The organism is Robiginitalea biformata HTCC2501 (assembly GCF_000024125.1).
GTDB lineage: Bacteria > Bacteroidota > Bacteroidia > Flavobacteriales > Flavobacteriaceae > Robiginitalea > Robiginitalea biformata.
The window spans coordinates 270,168-294,180 of the sequence record NC_013222.1 but is presented as its reverse complement, the minus strand read 5'-3'; the positions used below and the strand labels follow the sequence as shown (position 1 = coordinate 294,180).

17 protein-coding genes are annotated in these 24,013 nt (G+C 58.0%); 11 read left to right on the top strand and 6 right to left on the bottom strand.

Annotated elements, in window-relative coordinates:
- Nucleotides 1-20 precede the first annotated feature (20 nt).
- From RB2501_RS01240 to RB2501_RS01230, 3 genes are all read left to right on the top strand, one after another.
- Entirely contained in the window at nucleotides 21-3,107 is a 3,087-nt protein-coding gene (locus tag RB2501_RS01240; protein ID WP_012813834.1) for a DNA polymerase III subunit alpha, read from the top strand.
- Between the two features lie 187 nt (nucleotides 3,108-3,294).
- Nucleotides 3,295-4,485, top strand: a complete 1,191-nt coding sequence (locus RB2501_RS01235; RefSeq protein ID WP_012813833.1) for a pyridoxal phosphate-dependent aminotransferase — start codon at nucleotides 3,295-3,297, stop codon at nucleotides 4,483-4,485.
- A gap of 23 nt (nucleotides 4,486-4,508) precedes the next feature.
- On the top strand, nucleotides 4,509-5,624 hold the full coding sequence (locus RB2501_RS01230) for an AEC family transporter (protein ID WP_012813832.1): 1,116 nt from the start codon (nucleotides 4,509-4,511) through the stop codon (nucleotides 5,622-5,624).
- Nucleotides 5,625-5,678: 54 nt separating this feature from the next.
- On the opposite strand, the gene xylA is transcribed toward RB2501_RS01230, so the two are convergent.
- Both xylA and RB2501_RS01220 read right to left on the bottom strand, forming a co-directional pair.
- Nucleotides 5,679-7,004 carry a xylose isomerase gene (gene xylA, locus RB2501_RS01225; RefSeq protein ID WP_012813831.1) on the bottom strand — a complete coding sequence of 442 codons (1,326 nt, stop codon included), beginning with the start codon at nucleotides 7,002-7,004 and terminating at the stop codon, nucleotides 5,679-5,681.
- Nucleotides 7,001-8,494, bottom strand: coding sequence for a xylulokinase (locus RB2501_RS01220; RefSeq protein ID WP_012813830.1), 1,494 nt, complete (start codon nucleotides 8,492-8,494; stop codon nucleotides 7,001-7,003). Before RB2501_RS01220 ends, xylA begins: the two co-directional genes overlap by 4 nt.
- Before the next feature lie 218 nt (nucleotides 8,495-8,712).
- Here RB2501_RS01220 and RB2501_RS01210 point away from each other — a divergent pair, with 218 nt between their 5' ends.
- The 6 genes from RB2501_RS01210 (at nucleotide 8,713) to RB2501_RS15685 (ending at nucleotide 17,606) form a co-directional block, all read left to right on the top strand.
- Nucleotides 8,713-11,013, top strand: a complete 2,301-nt coding sequence (locus RB2501_RS01210) for an alpha-glucuronidase family glycosyl hydrolase (RefSeq protein WP_012813829.1) — start codon at nucleotides 8,713-8,715, stop codon at nucleotides 11,011-11,013.
- Nucleotides 11,014-11,049: 36 nt separating this feature from the next.
- On the top strand, nucleotides 11,050-11,790 hold the full coding sequence (locus tag RB2501_RS01205) for an SDR family NAD(P)-dependent oxidoreductase (protein ID WP_012813828.1): 741 nt from the start codon (nucleotides 11,050-11,052) through the stop codon (nucleotides 11,788-11,790).
- A gap of 52 nt (nucleotides 11,791-11,842) precedes the next feature.
- On the top strand, nucleotides 11,843-13,048 hold the full coding sequence (gene uxuA / locus RB2501_RS01200; RefSeq protein ID WP_238528084.1) for a mannonate dehydratase: 1,206 nt from the start codon (nucleotides 11,843-11,845) through the stop codon (nucleotides 13,046-13,048).
- A 42-nt stretch (nucleotides 13,049-13,090) separates the two neighbouring features.
- Nucleotides 13,091-13,540: a DUF4231 domain-containing protein gene (locus tag RB2501_RS01195; protein WP_012813826.1), complete on the top strand. Its 450-nt coding sequence runs from the start codon at nucleotides 13,091-13,093 to the stop codon at nucleotides 13,538-13,540.
- Nucleotides 13,541-13,605: 65 nt separating this feature from the next.
- Nucleotides 13,606-15,150, top strand: coding sequence for a toll/interleukin-1 receptor domain-containing protein (locus tag RB2501_RS01190; protein ID WP_012813825.1), 1,545 nt, complete (start codon nucleotides 13,606-13,608; stop codon nucleotides 15,148-15,150).
- Complete coding sequence (locus tag RB2501_RS15685) at nucleotides 15,150-17,606, top strand: nSTAND1 domain-containing NTPase (protein WP_012813824.1); 2,457 nt, start codon at nucleotides 15,150-15,152, stop codon at nucleotides 17,604-17,606. Before RB2501_RS01190 ends, RB2501_RS15685 begins: the two co-directional genes overlap by 1 nt.
- Before the next feature lie 29 nt (nucleotides 17,607-17,635).
- On the opposite strand, the gene RB2501_RS01180 is transcribed toward RB2501_RS15685, so the two are convergent.
- The 3 genes from RB2501_RS01180 to RB2501_RS01170 are packed head-to-tail and all read right to left on the bottom strand — an operon-like array spanning nucleotide 17,636 to nucleotide 22,186.
- Nucleotides 17,636-17,860 carry a hypothetical protein gene (locus RB2501_RS01180; RefSeq protein WP_012813823.1) on the bottom strand — a complete coding sequence of 75 codons (225 nt, stop codon included), beginning with the start codon at nucleotides 17,858-17,860 and terminating at the stop codon, nucleotides 17,636-17,638.
- A gap of 13 nt (nucleotides 17,861-17,873) precedes the next feature.
- Nucleotides 17,874-20,162 carry a caspase family protein gene (locus RB2501_RS01175; RefSeq protein WP_012813822.1) on the bottom strand — a complete coding sequence of 763 codons (2,289 nt, stop codon included), beginning with the start codon at nucleotides 20,160-20,162 and terminating at the stop codon, nucleotides 17,874-17,876.
- 23 nt (nucleotides 20,163-20,185) lie between these two features.
- Nucleotides 20,186-22,186, bottom strand: a complete 2,001-nt coding sequence (locus tag RB2501_RS01170) for a tetratricopeptide repeat protein (protein ID WP_012813821.1) — start codon at nucleotides 22,184-22,186, stop codon at nucleotides 20,186-20,188.
- A 480-nt stretch (nucleotides 22,187-22,666) separates the two neighbouring features.
- On the opposite strand from RB2501_RS01170, the gene RB2501_RS01160 reads away from it, so the two are divergent.
- Nucleotides 22,667-22,984, top strand: a complete 318-nt coding sequence (locus RB2501_RS01160; protein WP_012813819.1) for a hypothetical protein — start codon at nucleotides 22,667-22,669, stop codon at nucleotides 22,982-22,984.
- A gap of 9 nt (nucleotides 22,985-22,993) precedes the next feature.
- On the opposite strand, the gene RB2501_RS01155 is transcribed toward RB2501_RS01160, so the two are convergent.
- Nucleotides 22,994-23,377, bottom strand: a complete 384-nt coding sequence (locus RB2501_RS01155) for a DUF2237 family protein (RefSeq protein ID WP_041327371.1) — start codon at nucleotides 23,375-23,377, stop codon at nucleotides 22,994-22,996.
- Between the two features lie 165 nt (nucleotides 23,378-23,542).
- Between RB2501_RS01155 and RB2501_RS01150 the strand changes: the two genes are divergently transcribed.
- Nucleotides 23,543-23,869, top strand: coding sequence for a TerB family tellurite resistance protein (locus RB2501_RS01150; protein ID WP_041326881.1), 327 nt, complete (start codon nucleotides 23,543-23,545; stop codon nucleotides 23,867-23,869).
- The last annotated feature ends 144 nt before the right edge of the window (nucleotides 23,870-24,013 follow it).

The following is a 24,013-nucleotide window of genomic DNA, read 5'->3' as shown; positions in this document are numbered from 1 at the left end:
CGTGATTTGGAATTTGAAACATGTATTTGAACTGCCATACATACTACAGCCTCCGCTACGGCACCTTTTCCGAGGTGGACCTGCTGGAACTCGCCCGGGAAAACGGGGTGTCCTGCCTGGCGCTGACGGATATAAACAACACCTCGGCGGGGTTGAATTTTGTGCGTCGGGCACCGGAGTTCGGGGTGCGGCCCCTGCTGGGCATCGATTTTCGGAACGGGGTGGAATCCTGCTTTGTCGGGTTGGCGAAGAACAACCGGGGCTACATGGAACTCAATGCCTTCCTCTCGGACCACCTGCACGGAAAACACCCGCTCCCGGAGCGGGCGCCGGCCTTTTCGGACGCGGTGGTTATCTACCCCTTTGAGCGGGTGCTGCTGGCAGAACTCGGGGATTTTGCACCCCACGAATACATCGGCATCTCGGTGCGGGACTTAAGAAGGCTGCCTTTCTCCCACCTGGTCGAACGCCGGGACCGGCTGGTGGTGCTGCAACCCGTCACCTTCCGCAACAAACGGGATTTTAACGCGCACCGGCTGCTCCGGGCCATCGACAACAACGCGCTGCTGAGCAAGCTGCCGGAGTCCGAACAGGCCCATCCGGAAGACTGTATGTATGCGTTGCCCAACCTGGCCGAGGTATTTGCCGAGTACGCCTTTATCCTGGAGAATACCCGGGCGCTGATGGAAGGCTGCAGCATCCACTTCGATTTCTCGGAAAACCGCCAGCCCCAGAACCTGGACACCTACACGGGCAGCCGGGAGGAGGACGAGGCGTTGCTGGAGCGGCTCTGCGAGGAGGGCATGCCTTACCGGTACAGCGCCCCCGGCCCGCAGATCCGAAAGCGGCTGGCCAAGGAGCTCGAACTGATCCGGGCCAAGGGGTTTGTCTCCTATTTCCTGATCAACTGGGACATTGTCAGCGAAGCCCGCCGCCGGGGGTTTTTCTACGTGGGGCGGGGGAGCGGGGCCAACAGCATCGTCGCCTACCTGCTGCGCATCACGGATGTGGACCCCATTGAGCTGGACCTGTATTTTGAACGGTTCATCAACCTGTTCCGCACAAACCCCCCGGATTTCGATATCGACTTTTCCTGGAGGGACCGGGAAGCGATTACCCGGTATATCTTTGACCGCTTTCAGCACGTGGCCCTGCTGGGGACGTACGTGACTTTCCGGGAACGGGGGATTATCCGTGAACTCGGGAAGGTATTCGGGCTGCCCAAGGCGGAGATCGATCAGCTCTGCGACGGGTCGTACGAGTCTTCCCGCCTGGACGGGGTGGCCCGGCTCGTGCTTCGCTACGGACAGCTGATCCGGGGGATGCCCAATTACCTGAGCGTCCACGCAGGGGGCATCCTGATCGCAGGGAAGCCGATCCACTGGTTTTCCGCCACCCACCTGCCGCCCAAGGGCTTTGCCACCACCCAGTTCGACATGGTCATTGCCGAAGATGCGGGCCTCTACAAATTCGACATCCTGGCCCAGCGCGGCCTGGCCAAGATTAAGGAAGCCCTGGAGATTGCACGGCAGAACCAGCCGGAGGCAACCCGGGGGGTGGATATCCACGATATCCGCAAAATCAAGGAAGACCCCGCGGTCAATGAGCTGATCCGGTCTGCCCAGTGCATGGGGTGCTTTTACGTGGAGTCCCCGGCCATGCGCATGTTGCTCAAAAAGCTGGAGGTGGACAACTACCTGGGGCTGGTGGCGGCGAGTTCCATCATCCGGCCCGGGGTTTCCAAAAGCGGGATGATGCGGGAATACATCCTGCGCCACCGGGATCCGGAGCGGGTGAAACAGGCCCACCCGGTTTTGCTGGACATCATGCCGGACACCTACGGGGTGATGGTCTACCAGGAGGACGTGATCAAGGTGGCCCACTACTTTGCCGGGCTCAGCCTGGGCGAGGCCGATGTGCTCCGCCGGGGCATGAGCGGGAAATTCCGCTCGCGCGAGGAGTTTGAGCGCGTCAAAGCGGCGTTTGTAGCCAATTGCCGCAGGAAGGGGTACGCCGAATCCCTGATCTCGGAAATCTGGGAGCAGGTGGCCAGTTTTGCCGGCTATGCCTTTGCCAAGGGGCATTCGGCCTCCTATGCGGTGGAGAGTTACCAGAGTTTGTTCTTGCGGGCGTATTTCCCCCTGGAGTACCTGGTGGCGGTACTCAACAACGGGGGTGGCTTCTACCGGCCGGAATGCTATGTACACGAGGCGCGGATGCTCGGGGCCCGGGTCCACCCGCCCTGTATCAACCGCTCCGGGGTGGCCAACCGGATCGAAGGGGCCGACATTTACCTGGGGCTCATGTACCTGCGGGAACTGGAGGGCCGGGTCATGGACCGGATTGTCAGGCAGCGGCAGCTCGGGGGGGCATTTTCGGACCTGGAAGATTTCCTGGACCGGGTCCCTATTTCCATCGAGCAACTCAGCATCCTGGTCCGTATCGACGCCTTCCGCAGTACAGGGGCCGAGAAGCACCGGTTGCTATGGAAGGCGCACCTGCTGCTTTCCAGGGGAGGCGTTGCGGACCACCCGCGCCTGTTTCCGCCCCAGCAGACAAAGTTCCGCATCCCCAGCCTGCACGGCACGGAACTGGAAACCGCCTTTACCCAGATGGAATTGCTGGGCTTCTGTCTCTGCAGCCCCTTTGACCTGCTGGAGGAGCCGCCGGCCAACCGGAACGGCTGCAGGCATTTCCCGGAATACATGGGGCGGTATATCGACATCTACGGGTATTTGGTGACGGTCAAGAACACAAAGACCCACAACGGGAAGCGCATGCACTTTGCCACTTTTATAGACCTGTACGGGGAGGTGTTCGACACGGTGCTGTTCCCGCCGGTGGCGGCCAGGTACCGCTTCCGGGGCCGGGGCATCTACCGCTCCTATGGCAAGGTGGTGAGTGAATTCGGGTTCCTGAGCCTCGAGGTGCTCCGGATGGAGAAGCAGGGTTACATACCGGACCCCCGCTATGCAGATATGAAGACGGCTGCCAAACGCCTCTCGCTCCGGCAGCAAGAGGACGCGTTGGCAAAAAGCGAAGGGAAAAGCCAACCGGAAAGCCAGCCGGAAAGCGAACCGGGGAGGCCCCGGGCCAAAGGCTCCTGAACGGCGATGGCCCAAATTCCCAACCGCGGAATTTTACCCCCCTAAAATTACCAGTTTGACAAATTCGGGCAGCCCGCTTCCCGAACCCCGTAAAAATGAAAGGAATTTTCGCCGGCCCCCGGATTTTTATGGAACTTAACCTATCAGCACGAACCAAAACCCTGTCAAAACCGCTAATCACAACCTCATGAAACCACGTACCTTCAACCGCCGGGACTGGATGCGCACCACTGTTCTTACGGCCGGTGGGATCGGGATGATCCCGGTCTCCGGTCTCTGTGAAACGCCCCGCGCCCCACTGCAGATAAACCCGGCCGGGGAAGCCCTTTACAGTCCGTTCTTCCGGGAATACCTGCCCAAAGCGCCTCGCCCAACTGCCCTGGCAGCCAAGTTGAATGCCAACGAAAACCCCTACGGCCCGTCGGCCAAAGCCCGGGAGGCACTCGGTGCTGCCGCGGCCAACGGCAACCGCTACGCCTGGCGGGATCTCATGGGCCTGATTGACTCCATTGCGGAACTCGAAGGGGTAACACCCGAAAATATCATTACAGGCCCTGGGTCTTCGGACCTGTTGGAGAAAACCGCCATGGTCTTCTTCCGGGACGGCGGCAACGTGGTCTCCGCCGACCCTTCCTATATGTCCCTGATCCAGGTGGCCAAAGCCTGCGGGGCGGACTGGAAGCCCGTCCCGTTGAAAACCGACTGGTCGCACGATCTGGACGCCATGGAGGCAGCCATAGACGAGCAGACCCGCCTGGTATATATCTGTAACCCGAACAATCCTACGGGAACCCTCACGCCGGCCGATGCTTTGCTCAAGTTCTGCGACCGGGTCGCTGATCAGGTTCCCGTTTTTGTCGACGAGGCCTACCTGGGCTTTTTGGAGCCGGAAGCACGGCAATCCATGGTTTCCCTGGTGGCAAAGGGCAAGAATGTGATCGTAGCCCGCACCTTTTCAAAAATCCACGGGATGGCCGGCCTGCGGGTGGGATATGCCGTGGCCCTGCCCGAAACCCTGGAACGGATCAATGCGATTACCCGAGGCGGGATGGGGATATCCGGCCCGTCCATAGCCGCGGCCGCAGCCAGCATGTCGGACGAGGCATTCCTGGCCGAATGCCGCTCCCTGAATTCCTCGGTGCGCAAACATGTATTCGAGACCTTGCAGGAACTCGGCCACCAACCGGTTCCTTCCTACACGAGTTTTATGATTTTCCCTATCGAGATGGAAGGGCGTGAATTCCTCAGCAGGATGACTGCATTGGATGTAGGGGTGCGGGCATTCCGGTTTATGGACCAGAATTGGTGCCGGGTGAGTATGGGTACGCGTGCAGAAATGGACCTGTTCCTGGATGCTGTCCGGAAGACCCTTGTTTAATAGCCCCAACGCAACCGCCTGATATGGATCCAGCCCTACAACGGACCTTGGAATTGCTGCTGATTGTGGGCATCGGCCTGTTGCTGCAGAAACGCCTGGCCGGGCGGCAGCAATTGGAAGGCATCAAACTGATCATCCTGAATGTGGCCCTGCCGGCAACCATCTTCCTGGCGCTACTAAAAGTGGAACTCAAACCCGGCCTGCTCCTCCTGCCGGGCCTGGCACTGGCCTTTAACCTGGCGATGTTCCTGGCAGTGCGGTACGCACTCCCGCTATTTGCCCCCCGACACGGGGCTCCTCAGCGGCGGACGCTGGCCCTGATGCTGCCCTCTTTGGCGCCCGGGTTGTCCTGTTACCCGTTTATTATGGCCTACATGGATGAATCGAGCCTTGCCCTGGCGGCCCTGGCGGATGTGGGCAACAAATTTTTCGGGCTGATCCTCCTCTACCTGCTGGCCATGCACTGGTACCACCAGGGGGGACGTCCCACCGACCGGAAGGCCCCGGTTGCAAAAAAGTTGAGGGGACTTTTCCTCTCATTGGTGCGAGAACCTATCAACCTCGTAATTGGCACCGCCATTATTTTGTTGATCGCAGGGCTGAATCTGGAAAGCCTGCCCGGTTTTATAGCCGCTGCCATAAATCGTTTCAGTGTGATGATGGTAGCCCTGGTGTTGCTGTTTATCGGGATGGCAGTACGCGTGAGTTTATCTGATCTGCGCACGATCGCCTTACTGCTGAGTTGGCGATCCGGGTTGGCCCTGTTGTTCTCGTCATTGATGTTGCTGCTGTTGCCGGCCCTTACCCCGGCCCTGGCATTGCTCGTCATTGTTTTTCCGCAAAGCTCCTGCAGTTTCTGGCCCTATGCGCACATGCACCTGGTGTCGGAACGGGAAAAGGCGGAAACCCGCACCCAGCCTACTTTCGACAACGGTTTTGCCGTGAACCTGCTGGCGTGTTCCCTGCCGTTCTCAAGCGGTATGATCCTGTTGCTGTTCAATTTTTCCGAAACCCTGGCGCATACCTGGGTGCTGGCCACTGCCGGGTTGACCCTCGTGGCCCTTTCACTTCTTCCGCGTATTTGGCAGGTGGCCCTGCGGAAACTGCGCAGCGCAATCCCCGAGAATGTCATGCCCTGAGGCCCGGAAACTGATTGGCTCCAAACCTCCGGTGCAGCCCTTTCCCTGGGATTTTCAGATAAATTGGTTGATAATGTTTTCGTAGAGTTCCTGCCGGCCGCTCGTCCGCGGGATCTCCTGGTTCGCTCCTGCAAATTTGTGGAGATCCTCCAGCGACAGTTTGCCCGCTTCGAATTCGGCACCCTTCCCGCTGTCAAAGGACGCGTAGCGATCCTTCCGCATTTTCAGGAAGTCCGATTGGGTCCGCACCGCATGCGCGGCCAGCAGCGCCCTTGCAAACGCATCCATCCCGCCGATGTGGGCATAGAAGATGTCTTCCAGGTCTGTGGAATTCCTGCGGATCTTGGCGTCGAAATTCACGCCTCCTCCCTGGAAGCCCCCGGCTTCGAGGATCACGAGCATCGCCTGGGTAAGTTCGTACACATCTACCGGGAACTGGTCGGTGTCCCAGCCGTTCTGGTAATCGCCCCGATTGGCATCGATACTGCCCAGCAGGCCGTTGTCCGCTGCCACCTGCAATTCGTGCTCAAAGGTGTGCTGCGCCAGGGTGGCGTGGTTCACTTCGATATTCAGCTTAAAGTCGTCCAGCAGGTCGTACTTGCTCAAAAAGGCCAGGACGGTGGCTGAGTCAAAATCGTACTGGTGTTTGGTGGGCTCCATGGGCTTCGGCTCGATAAAGAAGACCCCTTTAAAGCCCTGCTTCCGGGCATAGTCGCGGGCCATATGCAGGAACCTGGCCATGTGGTCCTGTTCCCGTTTCATGTCCGTATTGAGCAGGGACATATAGCCTTCGCGTCCCCCCCAGAACACGTAATTTTCCCCATCCAGTTTGATGGTGGCGTCCAGGGCGTTTTTAACCTGGGCCCCGGCTGCGGCCAGTACTTTGAAATCCGGGTTCGTGGCGGCCCCGTTCATGTACCGCGGGTTGCCGAAGCAATTGGCAGTGCCCCAGAGCAACTTTACCCCGGAGGCGTCCATCTTTTCCCGGGCGTAGTCCGTGATGATGTCCAGGCGACGTTCCGATTCGGCCAGGGTGGGCCCCTCGGCGATCAGGTCGTAGTCGTGAAAACAGTAATAGGGCGCGCCAATCTTGGTGATAAACTCAAAGGCCGCGTCCATTTTGTCCTTGGCCTGCTGCACGGGGTCTGAATTTTCGAGCCATGGGAATTGTTGGGTGGGCGCCCCGAATGGATCGGCCCCGAGCCCGGTGAACGTATGCCAGTAGCAAACCGCAAACCGGAAGTGTTCCTTCATGGTCTTGTCGCCGACTTTTTGGTTTTCGTCGTAGTATTTAAAGGCCAGGGGATTGTCGGACTCCTTGCCTTCGAATGGGATCTTCCCGATATTTTTGAAGTATTCTTTGTCTCCGGTGGTAATCATGGTTTGTGTTGTTTTAGGATGTTATTCAGTTCGTTTTTCCAGTCGGCATAAGCTTCCCGGTACGGCTCCGTGCCAGCCAATGGGGCGTATTCCAGTTGTACCTTGTCGGTAGCCGTGGCTTCGGACATGGAGCCGAATGCCCCGGCGGCCACTGCAGCAGCCCGCGCAGCCCCCACTGCCCCGGTAGTGGCCACCATTTGGATGGTGGCGCCCGTAAGCGTCGCGATGGTCTCAGCAAATGTCCGGGCCCGGAACAGGTTGTCGTTCCCGGCTTTTATCCTGCCCAGGCCCACCCCGTCTGCGGCCATAATTTCCATACCGTAGACAAACGAGAAGGCAATGCCTTCCAGGGCGGCCCGGTACAGGTGGCTCCGGGTGTGCGTGTTAAAATTCAGGCCCTGGATCCGCGCCCCCACCCGGGCATTGCCCAGCATGCGCTCGGCGCCGTTGCCGAACGGGTAAATGCGCAGGCCCTGGCAGCCAACGGGAATTTCGGAGGCCAGTTGGTTCATCTCCGGGTAGCTGGCATTTGGGGATACTTGCTGCTGCATCCAGCTGTACTGGATGCCCGTGCCGTTGATACAGAGGAGTTTGCCGATTCGGGGGGCCTTCCGGGTGTGGTTTACATGGGCAAAATTGTTGACCCGGTTCATCTCCCGGGTCCGGGTGGCATCTGTCACGGCGTAGACTACCCCGGACGTGCCTCCGGTGGCTGCTACATCCCCGGGCTGCATAACATCCAGGGAGAGGGCGTTGTTGGGTTGGTCCCCGGCCCGGTACAGGATGGGGATCCCCTCGGGCAGCCCGGTTTCCCGGGCACCGGCTTCGCTAAGTGTCGCCTGGACGCCGAAAGTTGGGACGATCTCGGGCAGCAAATCCGGGCTAATCCCTGCTTTTTCCAGGAGCCATCCGGCCGGCTGGTCGTCCCGGAAGTCCCACATAATGCCTTCGGACAGGCCCGATGCCGTAGTGGTCGCGTTCCCGGAGAATCGCAGGGCGATGTAATCCCCAGGCAACATGATTTTATGGATTTGACTGAATACGTCGGGTTGGTTGTCCCGTACCCAGACCAGTTTGGACAGGGTGAAATTCCCCGGGCCGTTCAGCAGGCGTTCCCTGCAGGCTTCCTCGCCTGCCAGGTCCAGGAGTTTTTCCCCGGCCCCCACCGCGCGGCTGTCGCACCAGATGATCGAAGGGCGCAACGGACGCAGGGATGCATCTACTACCACCAGACCGTGCATCTGGTAGGAGATTCCGATGCCCCGGATTGCTTTGGGGTCGATACCGGGCATTTTCAGGAGTTCTGCTGTGGCGAGGCGCACCTGCTCCCACCAGAGGTCCGGGTCCTGTTCGCCCCATCCGGGCTGGGGGGAGTCAATGGGCATTTCCTTTTTGGGATACTGGACCCGGGCCACTTCGGAACCATCGGCGTCGGAAACCAGGGCAGCTTTTACGGAAGAACTCCCGATATCATATCCAATCCAGTACATTGTTTGTGCAGGGCGTGTTTGATTATTTTCCCGGGGGAATCCCCGATTTGGCTTTTGGGCCCGTTAAAATCCGTATATAATCTGAATTCCCCAAATCCGCGGGCAAAATTTTCAATAGGGGCCGACCCTGTTTTGGGTGGATAAATCCCCCCTGGCAGACTCCGGGATAATTGCAGCAAAAATTCCTTAAATTTCGGAATTTGACAGCCCAACCCATTATGAAGTTTACCAGCATCCGACCGGCACCTCCGGTATTTACCCTCCTGATCCTTTTTTTCCTGTTTTCAGGCCAGGTCCTCCCAAAGCCCGGGGCCAGCGATTCGCGGGAACCGCACCTGGCCGATACCGCCAGGTGTTTGCCGGAACCGAACCGGGCCGTTGTGGCGTCGCCGAATCCAATCCCCTGGGGGTATGATCTCTGGCTGAATTTCGAGCCGCTGGACGATGCCCGCCTGAAGGATGCCTATCGGGAAGCCATCACAGGAATGTATATGGAGCCCGTGGGAGCTACCGGGCAAATAGTTTACCGCGAATTGACGGAAGGCCTCGGCAGCATGCTCGAACGGCCCCTGGAATCATTGCCAGCGCCTGCGGGAATGAAATCCGCAGAGGCGGGCCTGCTGCTGGTTGCCACCTGGGACAGGCTGCCCCGCTTTATCCGGGAAATAATGGATCGCCCTGAAATCCCTGCGGAAGGTTTCCTGATCCGGCAAGTCCGGGCCGGGGAGAAAAAGCACCTTGTGCTAACCTCCGCAGATGACGCCGGTTTGCTCTATGGGGCCTACCGGCTCCTCCGGCTGGTGCAAACCCACCAGCCCCTGGATGGCATAGACCTGCTGGACGCGCCGAAGACGAAACTGCGGATGCTCAATCATTGGGACAACCTGGACCGGACAGTGGAACGGGGGTATGCGGGTTTCTCCATCTTCAACTGGCATACGCTCCCGGAGCTGCGGGACCCCAGGTATGCGGATTACGCCCGGGCGAATGCCTCTGTGGGGATCAACGCCACGGCGGTGACCAATGTGAATTCGAATGCGCTCGTACTTACGGCACCGTATATCCGAAAAGCCAAAGCCCTGGCCGATATCTTTCGCCCATACGGGATCCGGCTTTATCTGACAGCGCGGTTTTCGGCCCCCATGGAGATTGGCGGTCTCGAAACTGCCGACCCGCTCGACCCCCGGGTGATTGCCTGGTGGGCGGCCAAAGCGGGAGAATTGTACGCCGAAATCCCGGATTTCGGGGGGTTCCTGGTCAAAGCGAATTCGGAGGGCCAGCCGGGGCCGCAGAATTACGGTCGCTCCCACCGGGAAGGTGCCAACATGTTGGCGGACGCCCTGGCTCCATACGGGGGGAATGTGATCTGGCGGGCCTTTGTCTATTCGGAAGAAGACCCGGACGACCGGGCAAAGCAGGCGTATACGGAGTTTGCGCCCGAGGATGGAAAATTTCGCGAAAACGTTTTGCTGCAGGTAAAAAACGGCCCGATCGACTTCCAGCCCAGGGAGCCCGTCCACCCGTTGTTCGGGGCGATGCCGGAAACCCCGATGCTTGCGGAATTCCAGATCACCAAGGAATACCTGGGCTTTGCCACCCACCTGGTTTACCTCCCCAGGCTGTTCGAGGAAGTCCTTCAAACGGATACGTACAGGGAGGGCCCGGGGTCTACGGTGGCCCGGGTAGTGGACGGCAGCCTGCACGACAAGCCGTTGAGCGGGATGGCCGGGGTAGCCAATATCGGGACGGATATCAACTGGACGGGCCACCCTTTCGGGCAGGCCGATTGGTACGGCTTCGGGAGGCTGGCCTGGGACCCCAACCTGGACAGCGGAGACATTGCCGAGGAATGGATCCGGGCAACTTTCGGGAATAACCCGGTGGTTGTAAGCCGGGTACAGGCCCTGATGATGCGCTCCCGGGAGGCCGTCGTGAATTATATGACGCCCCTGGGGCTTCATCACATATTCGACTCGAGCCACCATTACGGCCCGGGGCCCTGGGTGGACGAGCATTCCCGCCCGGAATGGAACCCCGTATACTACCACCAGGCGGATTCGCTGGGTATCGGGTTCGACCGGACTTCCACAGGGAGCAATGCAGTGGCCCAGTACGCCCCGGAACTCGCGGAGCGATACGGGGACCCGGCTACCTGTCCGGAGGAATTCCTGCTGTGGTTCCACCACCTTCCCTGGGACTATAAATTGCGTGACGGACATACCCTCTGGGAGGGCCTCGGGTTGAAATACCAGGAAGGCATCGACACGGTGTCCGGGATGCTGTCGGACTGGCAGGGGCTGAAGGGCCTGCTACCCGATGCGGCCTACCGGGATGTGGAGATGCGGCTGGGGATCCAGTTGCAGGAAGCGCGGTGGTGGAAGGATGCCTGTATGTTGTACTTCCAGACGTTTTCCGGCAGGGAGTTCCCGGAGGGGATGGAACCTCCGGCACATCCGTTGAACTATTACAAAAACCTGAAATTCCCTTATGCCCCCGGGATTCGCCCGCAATGGGATTGATGCTGGGGCCATTTTATAGATAACAGATTTTACAATATGAAACAGAAAATAGTCATTGTTACCGGCGCAACCTCCGGATTGGGGTATGCCACCGCCAAAAAGTTTTGCCAGGCAGGGCACATTTGCTATGTCCTGGGACGCAACCCGGAGAAAACGCGTAAAACCTGCAAGGAACTCGGGCCGCAAGCCCGGGAACTCGTTTTGGACCTGTCGCGCCTGGAGGATATCCCCGGGGCCGTCCGGCAGGTGCAGGAGGCAGCAGGCCGGATCGACGTCCTGGTGAACAACGCGGGGATCAATATGAAAAAACCCCTGCTGGAGGTCAGTGACGCCGAATTCAACCAAATCCTGCAAACCAACCTGCACAGCGTTTTCTCCATCAGCCGGGAAGCCGGCAAGGTGATGAAGGAACAGGGGCAGGGCAACATCGTAAATATCAGCTCCATGGCTGCCCAATATGGCCTTCCGTATGTGGTGGCGTACTCGGCCAGCAAAACGGCTATCGAGGGGTTGACGCGGGCTATGGCCGTGGAACTGGCGCCTATGGGCATCCGCGTGAATTGCGTTGCCCCGGGATTTATCAAGACCCCGATGACAGCCAAGGCGCTGGACAGCGACCCCCCGCGTAAAGACCGGGTTTTTGCCCGGACCCCGATGGGGGAAATGGGGTTGCCGGAGGACATTGCCGATACCGTGTTTTACCTGGCTTCCGAGGAAGCCCGCTTTATTACCGGGGTGGTCCTGCCTGTGGACGGAGGCAACAGTATCGGTTTCTGAACCCGATGAATCGGGATTCAGAGTCTGGATGTATCATTAAAGAAAACAACACATGTCAAAAAGTAGCAAGGGGCTGAAAGGAGGTCCTGAGGACTATCGGATGATGCCCTGCATGCGGTGGTACGGGCCGCAGGACGGGGTGAGCCTGACCGCTATCCGACAGGCCGGGGCAGCGGGTATCGTGACTGCCCTCCATCAAATCCCGCCCGGCCAGGTCTGGGAAACCGCTGCCATCCGCGAGCGCCAACGCGTGGTGCGGGAAGCCGGGATGGAATGGGTGGTCGTTGAGAGCCTCCCGGTTTCCGAAGCGATCAAACAGCAAAAAGGCGACTACCTGGACCATATCGCCAATTACCAACAAAGCATCCGGAACCTGGCCGCCTGCGGCATCCGGGTGATCACCTACAATTTTATGCCGGTGCTGGATTGGGTGCGTACTGAACTGGAGCACCCGAACCCGGACGGCACCCGTACCCTCCGTTTTGACCGCGCGGCCTTTGCCTGGTTCGATATCCACAGCCTGGGGCGCCCCGGGGCCGATGCCGATTACGATGCCGGCGTTCGCAAACGGGCGGCAGCACTCGATGATTCGCTGGGCGAGGAGCGCCGCAACCGCATCCGGCGGTCGGTTCTGCAGGGGCTCCCGGGGAGCGACGAGCATTTTACGGAGGCCGCATTGATGGCGTTGCTGGCCGACTACGACCGGATCCCGGAATCCCGGTTGCGGAAGCACCTTATTGAGTTCCTGGAGGCCGTGGTGCCGGTAGCCGAGGCCAGCGGCGCCGTGCTGGCGGTCCACCCGGACGACCCGCCCTATCCGCTGCTGGGGCTCCCCCGTGTGGTATCCGGGCATGATCACCTCCAAAAGCTGTTCGATGCCGTACCGAGTGTTGCCAACGGCCTGTGTTTCTGTACGGGCTCCCTGGGCGCCGGTAAAACGAACGACCTGCCGTCCATGGTAGACGCCTTTGGGGAGCGGATTCATTTTCTCCACCTCAGAAACGTCGCCCACGAGGCAGACGGTGCCTTCCGGGAATCCGACCACCTGGACGGCCATGTCCCGATGGAGGAAGTGGTCTCCCGGCTCCTCCGGCTGATGGCGCGGCGGGGGCTTTCCCTGCCAATGCGGCCCGACCACGGCTTTTTACACGAGCTGGAACACGGCAGCAAGAGCTATCCGGGCTATTCCCTTACTGGACGCCTGAAAGGCCTGGCGGAACTCCGCGGATTGGAAAAGGGGCTGCTATATGCCGGGTGAAATGAAAAGGTGTAACTTGTAACGGGTAATTCTCTCATTGCCATGGAAATGAACGAGGAACAATTTATGCGTGACCGGGTGGACGACCAACTGAACTGGTACCGGAAAAAAAGCACCCGCAACAAGAAGTACCACATGCTGTTCAGCGGCATCATCATCGTTTCGGGTTCGCTGATCCCGCTGGTGGCCGGATATTCCCAGTGGAACAGCCAGTTTGACGGCCTGCTTGTGGCCTGCCTTGGGGTATTGACGGCAATGGCTACCGGGATTGCCGCCCTCTACAAATTCCAGGAGAAGTGGCTGAGCTACCGGACCGCGGCCGAGGCGCTGCTCCGTGAAAAAATACTCTATCAAACCCGTACACGGGCCTATGCCGGCAACCGGGAAGCCTACGCCTTGTTTGTCAGCAATGTGGAAGATATCCTCAGCAACGAGAATCGCGGCTGGAACGAAATTATGGCTTCGAGCGGGGCCTCCGAAGCGGGGGCCTGAAAATACCTCTGTATTTCGGATTAATTCACTACCTTACAGAGAACTAACCACCAAACCGTCACTCCATGGCATACGTACCCGGGTACGAGTATGACATCTTTATCAGTTATGCTCATGTAGACAATATTTGTTTTCCGGACCAGGAAGACGGATGGATCAAGCAGTTTTACCAGAACCTCAACCTGATGCTCGCCAGGCAATTCGGCCGGATGGACTCGGTTAAGATTTGGTGGGACACCAAAAAACTGGACGGCAGCGTCCTCTTTGACGACTCCATCGCCGACGGGATTCGGAAATCGGCCATTATCATCTGCCTGGATTCGCCGGGTTATAACGCCTCGGACTATTGCAAACAGGAGCTGGGTACCTTCCGCGATTCTGCCAGTGCGGATAAACTCGGACTCAAGGTGGGCGACCAGTCCCGCATCCTGCATGTGTTGTTGAACAACATTCCCCACGAGAAGTGGCTGGAGCCCCTGAACGGGACCACCGGCTTTCCCTTCCACGATGCCGAAACTGCCGACGACTTTGGCGAAACCGTAGAGACGACATCGCCCAAATTCAAGGCGCAGATGCGCCATGTAAAAAATGCCGTGGCGCGTTTGCTGGAGGCCATGAAGACCCGGTGTGAGGCTCCGGCCAAACTGGCCAGCCAAACCACGAAGCTTGCCGCCGACCCTGCCCAAGCTGAAACCGCGGACGACGATGCATTTACGATTTTTATGAGCGAAGTCCCGGACACACTGCGCAGCCCCAGGAAGCGCTTGATTGCCGAGCTCGGAAAACGCGGTTACCGCGTAAAGTGCGGGATCCCGCCCCCCGATGCATCGGATGCCCTGAAGGCGGCCACGGAGGAAGCCGTAGCCGGAGCCGACCTGGCGGTGAACCTCCTGGATATTTACCCGGGGCGCGAACTGGTGGACCAACCCGACCTGTGGTACCCGCAGGTTCAAACCGAAATTTGCCTGCAGTCGGAGACCCCCCAGATGGTTTGGATACCCAGCGATGCCGAATTTGCCGATATAGAGGAAGGGGAATACCGGAATTTCCTGACGGCGGTGGAAGCCGGCAAGCTGGTGGACAAACAATATGAATTTATCCGGGGAAGCAAAAGTTCCCTGGCCCAGCAGATCGAGGACTACGCCCAACAGATCAAGGATCGAAAACCAGCGGAAATGCCATCGGACGGCAGGATGTCCGTATTGCTGGATACCCATGAAAAGGACCACCTCTACGCCCTGGACCTCAGCCGGCTACTCGTCCAGAAACAAATACTCCCATTTATCAACCCCCAGGAAGACGACCCGTTGAAAAACCTCGAAATGCTCGGCAACCGGATGAGCCAGGTGAGGAAGCTGATCTTTCTTTACGGCAATGTTTCCAAGGAATGGGTCAAGGAACGCGTTAACGCAGCCCTGCAGCTCATCATGAAAAACAACTACCCGGTGGAAGATTTTTTTATCTACGTGGCCCCGCCGCACAAGGAGGATGCCGATATCGGTATTAACCAGCGGCTGCTGAAGATCAACATGATCGACCAGAGCGACAACCCGGACCTCAATGATGCCGCTATTGAGGAATTCCTGAAGGAACTCAGAATGCCCGCCTGATGCTAGTAGATGTGGAAAACCCCTATGTAGGCCTCCGGCCGTACAACGACGACGAAAGCCTTTTGTTTTTTGGAAGGAAGGAACAAACCATGGAATTGTTGCAACGGCTCCATGCGCACCATTTTGTGGCCGTGGTGGGCAGTTCCGGATGCGGGAAGTCTTCCCTGCTGCGCGCCGGGCTCATCCCTTCCCTCAAAGCGGGGTACCTCGTGGACGACAGCGACCAGTGGTTGATCTCCATCATGAAACCCGGGCAGAACCCCATGGGGAACCTGGCGAAATCCCTGTTGAGCGAATTGTATCAGGCCCACGACGCCGATGCCACCAACCAGTTGGTGCAAACTATCGAAGAGGAAGGGGTAGACGCAATCCTCTCCCTGCTGGAACCCCTGTTCCGGGAGCGCAAGACCAATTTTTTCATCCTGGTCGATCAATTCGAAGAGCTCTTTCGTTTTGCCACGGAGAAAGGGAACCGGAAACGCCGGGACAATGCCATCGATTTTGTCAATATCATCCTGGAGCTCGCCCGCCAAAAGGACCTGCCGATCTATGTTGTGCTGACCATGCGTTCCGACTTTATCGGGGATTGTGCGGAGTTCCACGGCCTGCCGGAGGCGATGAACCAGAGCCTGTACCTGGTACCGCGCCTGAACCGCCAACAACTTAAAATGGTTATCGAGGGCCCCGCCAGGCTTTTTGGTGCCCGGGTAAATTCCGCCCTGAGTTCCAAACTGCTCAACGAGATGGGGCGGGTCCAGGACGAGCTTCCCCTGTTGCAGCATGCCCTGATGCGCATCTGGGAATTTGAGACCCGGGAGGATGCCAATGGGGAGATGGACCTGGAAGATTACAAGGCCATCGGAGGCCTGGAGAACGCCTTGTCGAACCATGCGGATGAGGCCCTTAAGACCCTGGACAAAAATGAGTTCCAGGTGGCCAAACAAATGTTCCAGGCATTGACTACCGTCGATGAGCACGGCCGCAAAACCCGGCGCCCGGCGCACTACGGGGAACTGCTCGCACTCACCGGCACCAGCGAAGCCGTACTGGACAAGGTAATCCGTGTCTTTATCGAAGGCCGGCGGTCCTTCCTGATGATCGACCAGATGTCCGACAAAAAAGACAACATCATCGATATCTCCCACGAGAGCCTGATCCGGCAATGGAAGCGACTGGACCGATGGGTGGAAGAGGAAGGGGAAATGGCATCCACTTACATGAAACTCTCCCAGGATTACCAGCTCTATGCCGATAAAAAGAAGGACCTGCTCAAGGGGACGGAACTGTCCCTGGCCCGGGACTGGTATGAGCGGTTCCAGCCCACCGAGGCCTGGGCCAAACGCTACAACACACTATTTGCGGCATGCCGCGAATATCTTGGGGATAGCGAAAAAGCGGAAAAACGCGACAGGAAAAACAGGCGCAACCTCAAGATCGGGATATGGTCCCTGGCAGGGGTGATGGTACTTGCCGCTGTCTATTTTTTCGTCTACCCGATAATCCGGGATTCCCTGGATACGATGAGGACCTACAACGACCTGAAGGCGCAGGCAGTGGCCAGTTTTGAACAACTCCAGGACCAGGACCCCCAAGCCTCTGACGACCCGGAGCAGGCGGGCATTTCCCCCCAGGAGCCCTATCTGAAATTGCTGGAATCCATCGAAAAACAGGGCATTTTTTATAGGGAGGATGCCGTGAGGGCTCAGATAGAAGCCCTTGGTGAAGACCCCGGGGATATCACAGCCGGTGCAGAGGAAGCCGCCTACCGGCCCGGAAAAGATGTGGCCGGGAAGTTAAAGGCGGATATGAGTGAATTATGGGTCGATATCCTGGCAAAACTAAAGGACCTCGAGGCCGAGCTCGATGAGGAAAACTGGGAGATTGCCGACAGCGAGGGCACGGTGGAGGCGTATACCAATTACCTCCAGGCCGTCGATAAATACAACTTCCCGGAAGTGGCCGGGCATCTGGAGGCAGCCCGGGAGAAGCAGGAAGAACTCAGTCAGGACCCCGAGTGGACCCAGGCGCAAACCACCAATACGGCAAACGCCTATTTGGAATACCTGAGGACCCATATTGAAAACACCGAGGGAAGCACCAAAGAAGACCTGTCCCCCCAATCCCAGGAAGCGCTGGAACGCATCCGCGCAGTAAGCCGGGTGGGGTGGTTGTTTGCCGGACGCGCGCTCACCGATGAGGTGGACGACGATTCCCTGCTGGGGCAGGACCGGGTTTTTGACCTGGTCTTCCGCCTGGGTGAACCGAATGTGGAAAGCAGCCGGATACCCAAGGTGGAGGATGTCCTGCTGTCCAAAAGCAACCGGGCGGCGTACAATGAATTTACCGGTAATTCGGTCAAGGGGAAGAAAGGGGCCTTTATCCAGAATGGCAACCTGGTTTTGGTCCTGGAACGAAAAATCCTGGGAGATGTCCTGTTTTTAAAAGTTGCCTATTGAATCAGGGCCGCCGCTTTTGAAGTTGCGCCTTAGCGGACCAGATCGTAGGTCTTGCTGAATATTTCCGCATCGATAGGATACATTTCCCCATGCACCCCCACCACCAGCCAGTCGCCGGCTTTCCCCTCCATTACCCCCTCCATGGTTTCCACCCGGAAAGGAACGTCGAGTTGGACGCATCGTATGGGAATCGGCTTTTTGACCGCCTTTTGAAAATCCAAATCGGGTATTTGCCCTTTTTTAAAGTGTTTCATGCCGGGGTGTGGATCAGGATAGGTAATGCGCCTTGAGGAACCGGATAAATGCGTCTTCCTCCCTGCGGGTTTCGTACAATTCGCAATAGGCGGCCAGGGCATTCAGGTGGATGGATAATTTTTCCCGTATCCCCGCCTGTGAGGAGGCCAGGGCATAGTGGGTTTGGGCTGCCTCCAGGTCGCCCAGGTAGAGGGCTGCCTCCCCCAGGGTGGCTGTTTTCCAGAGGGAATCCGGGGAATTCTCCGCGGCTTCAAGTGCCAGGCGGGCAAAGGTCTGCATGCTATCGCGGTCTTCATCCACCACCAGGGCCAGGAAGGCCAGGTTGATCGCCAGGTAGTAGACCTGGGGGGAATCGTTCTTTTCGCGGGCGGCATCCAGGGCGATGCCGTAATACACCTGGGCGGTTTCCCCGTCTTTCTTGTTGGGCTTGCGCAGGTAGGCCCGTTTGTACCGTCCCCCGATAATCCCCATCAGGTCGGTGGATCGCTCCGCCTCCGGATGGGAATCCAGCAATTTCATGGCTTCATCCCTCCTGTCCAGCCCCTCCAGCGCAAAGACCAGTTGTTTGATCCCTTTGCCGCTTAAAGCCATCGGGTCTTCCCCGAGTTCCCGTACCACGGCTTCGTACCGGCCCAGGGCGAGGTTGCGCTCCTGTGCGTCCCCGAATTCCCCGAGGGCTTCCGAACCGGTGAGGAATTCGCGGATGAGCCGGTGAGATGGCGCCTGAGGCCCATCCGGCCGGACAATGGAGAAGTGGTCCCCGTCCAGGGTAACGCAGGCCGCCTCCGGGAAAGGCCCGAAACAGGATTCGGGCGATACAAAGGTGTCCGAGGAGGCCCCGATGACGCTGAGCGAAAATGGTAACTCCCCCCCAAACCGGGTGTCCCAGTCTTTGCGCAAACCCGAGATAAACGGGCCTTCACGTCGCATCTGCGCGTAGTCCTTGTGCCATTCCGCCTCGAATTCCTCCGGGGCGAGCCCATGGCTCGGGCACCCCATCAGGACCAGGTGGGAGATTTTGCCCAGGGCATCCCCGGGGATTTGCAAGAGTGCTTTCTGGGCCACGAGCCCGCCGAGGCCGTGGGCGACAATGGCAATCCGGTCGTAGTCGGCAAATTTATATTTCACAGACGTACAGAAATAGTCCACGATGCGTTGGATATCCCGGATCCCGCCCCACACCTGTTTCCCGTGTTCCGGTTCGATAAACTGCGAGTACCCGAAGGGTTTCATGTCCCAGCCGTCAAACTCCGGGTCGTCCATAAGCAGGTCCGGCAGGCTCCCGAACGTCCGGGATGCCTCCCCGGTAAAGCCGTGGATAAACAAGATCAGGTTGTTCGCCCCGGGGGTTTCCCGGTAGATCAGCCGGGCCTCTTTGGCCTGGGGCTGGCCCGCCTCCGGGGCCGATTTATCCGTGGCCGCTACACCCGGAGCCTTTCCAACGGTGGCTGAGGCGCCCTGGGCAGGCCGGTTTCCGGGGATCCGGCTCAGGATGAAATTGTCGTACATTTCCAGGTTGACATAGGGCTCCTGGCGGATATCCAGGGGCGGGTCGCAATCCCGGGCTACCTGTTCGATGGTCTCGGGGACTACCCGGAGCAGGTAGCCGGCCACCTCCAGGATACGTACGTACGGGTCGGTCACCTCGGTCAGGTGGTTCCCCTCCAGGGCTTCCAGCAGGTATTTGGTAAATACGCTGTTTTTATCTCCGTTGAGCTGGTAGGATTCCTGTTCCTCCTTGCAGGAAGCGACGATGGAAATGCCCTTTTCATTATCCACTTTCTGGGCAAGGCCTTCGAGTTTTTCAAAGCTGGGCCCCTGCTTGCCCGGGCCTTCGTCCCCGGACCCGGCGATTTTTGGCCGGAAACCGCTGGAAGCAATTCCCGTTGCGTGGCAACAATCCATAAAAAAGATCAGCCTCCGGGTAGACAGGGCATTGATCCGATCCCGGATTTCCTCGGCGGTCACCCAGGCGGCGGTATATTCGTCGTATTCCATCCCCTCCCGGATTCCATGGGGGACAAAATGGAATACACCATCCAGCACATCCCCGTGCCCGGAATAGTAGAGGAAGACGGATGACTGTTCGTCGGTTCGCTCCGCCAGCGCCTCGAGCGCTCCCAGGATTCCTTTCCGGTCGGCATCCGCCCCTGTCAGTAAGGTAACCTGCCCGGGCGGGTAACCGCAGCGCTCCGGGTCCCGGAGGATCCGGGCCACGTCCTCGGCATCCCCGATGGTATCCAGGCCGTCTTCGTAGGAAATTCCGATGAGCAGGGCGTGCGCGTTCTGAAGTAAGTCCATAGTTTGAGTGCTTTACAGGCGAATCAATGCCAGAAGGTCCGTATCCTGGAAAAGGTGTCCGTATTGATGTAATCTTTGAGCAATGGGTCGTTCCGGAACGCGCCCGTTTCATACCAGTGCCCTTCGGCTATTGCCCGAAGCAGGTACTGGTAGGTTCGTTGTGCATCGCCGGTAATGGCGTAATACTGTCCGAGGGAATAGGGCACCTCCCCAAACTGGTAGGGTCCTTTGCGAGACTCCAGGTCCGCAATCAATGCCGCAGCCCGTTGGGGCTCAGCATTTTTATGATAGCAGGCCGCCAGCAGGCTCGTAAAATAAAAATCCGCTTCCCCCCGGCCGGTGAGTTCCTCCAGGACTGTTTCCGCCTCCTGGTAGTCCCCTTTGTAAAACAGGCTTTCGGCTATTACAGGCAGGGCCGTGGAATCTGTTTTGGCCGACCCGTAGTCCTGGTCAGTAAGGATCTCGGAGAGCGTTGCATCCGCCAGGTCCTGCCGGCCTGCTATGATGAATTCCTTGGCGGCAAAAAGCCGTATGTCGGAAAGTTGGGCGGGGTCAAAAAGGTCCGCGTAGCGTGAAAGGAGGGATTGGGCTTTCGGGAAGTCCCCCTTCCGGATATGGGCGCGCAGCAGGATTTTCTTCAGGATCCCGAATTCCACCCCGTCCTCAAATTGCCGCAACAGCGCGATGGCCGCGGGGAAGTCTCCCAGTTCAATATCCGACATCGCCTTGATCTTGTAGCGCTCGGTGCAAAAATCGCATTGGGACAGGTCCATTTCCCCCATTGCCACTTCCCGGAAAATGGAGTCCACCCCCCGGGGCTTGTTCACCAATTGCAGGGTGAATACCATCATGTTCGAATTGGTCTCCAGGTGGAGGGGCGTAATCTTGTACTCCTCCTTCTGATAGCGGTAGGTATTGCGGTGGTTGCCCTGTAACAGGGCATCATATACATTCAGCAGGTTCCGCTGCCTGGGGAACATGCCCGAGGAGAGCTTGATCCGGGTCAGCAGGCTGTCCGCAGTGCGGTATGCCCCCCGGTTGAAGTAGTGCATGAACCGGTAGATTTTCGGCTCAAAGAACGTGGTGTCTGCGGCAATGGCCTGGTTGAGCAGATCCAGGTATTTCCGGTCATCCTCGTAGCGCCACTGTTTCGCCCGGTTGAATAATTCGTATGCCTCGTACTTGGGCGGGTGTTCCTCCAGGCTTTCCTCCTTGCGCTCCACATTCACAAAATAGCCCTGAATCCGCTGGTTCAGTGCCTCGATACAATCCAGCGGGGAATCCGGGTCGCAGGATACGGGTTCGAAGGAGATCAGCGTCCGGTCCATGGACCCGTCCAGGATCGCACACTGGAAGATGAGCCGGCCGTCGGCCAGGTAGTATTCCCCCTCCACGATACGGGAGGGTTTCAGGTAATTGCTGAATAGCCCATTATCCTCAGAGGGGACCAGGCTGGCCCGCAGCACCTTGGAATAATCCGAGATGATTTCCGGGGAGATCACCTGGCCCAGCTTGTTGCGGGTAACCCCGTGGATGATCCAGTCCACGGCCATCTTTCCAACCAGGTCGTTTTCCGGGTCGCCGGTAAGGTTTTCAAACTCCAGGATGGCAATTTTATCGCCGGTTTCCAGGGACGGGAGGTCCATGGACCGGACAAAATTCGTGTTGACAATAAACAGCGCGATCCCCAGGCATATCAGGCTGATCAGCGCCAGGAAGAAGAAGTAGATTTTCTGGAAGCCGCTCCGCCGGAATTTACCGGGAACCGGGTTGCCTTCGGCGTCGGTTACGGGTTTCCTTTTGATGGAATTGGCCAGTTTGAGTTTCCAAATCCCGAAGATGTAAAGCGGCAGGCCGATCAGCAGGAGGATGAGCACCCAGGCCACTACCTGGTTTGAAAAACCCAGGGGTCCGGCAATCAGGTCGATCACCTGGAGCAAAACCCAACTGGAAACTATGTAAATAGAAATGTTTTTCAGGACATTGTACTCCTGGCATTCCTTGATGAATTTACTGAATTTCATATGCCGTAACCGGTTGTTTTTGAGAGGGAAATACCGGTCGAAATCCTTGGATTAGATGGTTATTTTAACTAATATAGTGAATATACTAACTACTTAAGAACAAAGCCATGTCCGATGCATCGAATCCAAAATCCCCGCTGTCGCCCAAGAGCGGCCCGGGGGTTAAATCCAAAACAGGCCCGGGGGTCAAGTCCAAGACGGGCCCTGGGGTGAAGTCCAAAACAGGCCCTGGGGTGAAGTCCAAAACAGGCCCTGGGGTGAAGTCCAAAACAGGCCCGGGAGTGAAGTCCAAAACAGGCCCGGGGGTCAAGTCCAAAACAGGGCCAGGGGTCAAGTCCAAGACGGGCCCCGGGGTGAAATCCAAAACAGGCCCGGGGGTGAAATCCAAAACGGGCCCCGGGGTACAATCCAAATCCTGATCCTGCCCGGCTCGGGGAGGGTTTAACTCCATACCGCATCATTGGAACTCAACGGATTCGTGTGAAATACAACCTAGTCGAACAGCTGGCCGTCATCAAGGCCCTGGATGAAGTAATCCTGGTGGACAAACTCGTCTACGAGGAAGAAGCGTCTTTTATCGCACACCTGGCCAAAGTGCTCGGGTTTAAGATGGACCTGATCCGAAAAGCACGGAATGTAGAGGCCGCACAGGCCATGGCCGTTCTGAAGCTTATGTCCGAAAACAAAAAGCACGCCCTGTCCGTGCTGCTGCGGGAGGCCGCGGGGGCCGACGGGCGGATTACCGATGCCGAGCTCGAATTGATTCAGGGGATCCTCCGGGAAATTGAACCCGATTGATCTTCAAAGCTACCCGGCCGCATCTTCCGGGGTGTGCTTGTATTCCAGCAACCACTCAAATTCCAGGATTTCCAGGGCTTTCCGGTGCGTGGCTTCCAGAATGACCGGAGGTGCCACCCCTTCCCGGTAGGCTTCTTTCCAGCGGGAGGCGCACAGGCACCAGCTATCCCCGGGCTGCAGGCCGGGAAAATTAAAATAGGGCATCGGGGTACTCAGGTCGTTCCCCCGGGAGCGTGTAAACTGCAGAAACTCTGCGGTCATGACCGCACAAACCACATGGGTACCCGTATCGCCTGGCCCCGTACGGCAATCCCCGTCCCGGTAAAACCCGGTAAGCGGGTCCCGGCTGCAGGGGATGAGTTTTGTTCCCAGTACGTTGTAATTTCCTTCCATAGTTTTGTAAAAATACATCCCTACTGCCGCCCTGTAGACAAATTGCGGGAATATTTGCCGCTGGAGGGGTTCGTGCCATAGGTACCAACCGAATATCTTCCTATCTTTTCGCCTGCAAATCAGCAGCGGCAGAAATTACACTCGGCTGCAGGTAAAATCTTTGGAATGCCTTTTAATTTAATGGAAAAACTGGCCGTCCTCAAAACCATTGACGAAGTCATCCAGATGGATGAGGAAATCAAAGACGGCGAAATAGATTTTATGAACCGCCTGTCCGATACGCTGGACGTGGGTCCGGACCTGATATTGGAGGCCCGGAATACCGAGCCCGCCGAGGCCCTGGCCGTACTCCGCGCCATGCCGGACGAACAGAAACAACTCCTGGCCCGCCTGCTCAATGAAGCGGCCAATTCGGACGGGGAGGTGGACGAGCGGGAAATCCAGTTCATCTACCGGGTGCTGACCGCTGCAGGCATCCAGTTGAGAAACTGAACCTTTGGTACCTCTGTTCCGTATATAGGTTGCAAACCATTCGGGACATCCCCTTGAGGGTGTCTGTTCGCTCATGATGGTTTGCGTTCCTTCCGGACCCTCCGGGAGGGGCTAGTTGGTTATTTGGTTGATGAAGGCTGCACC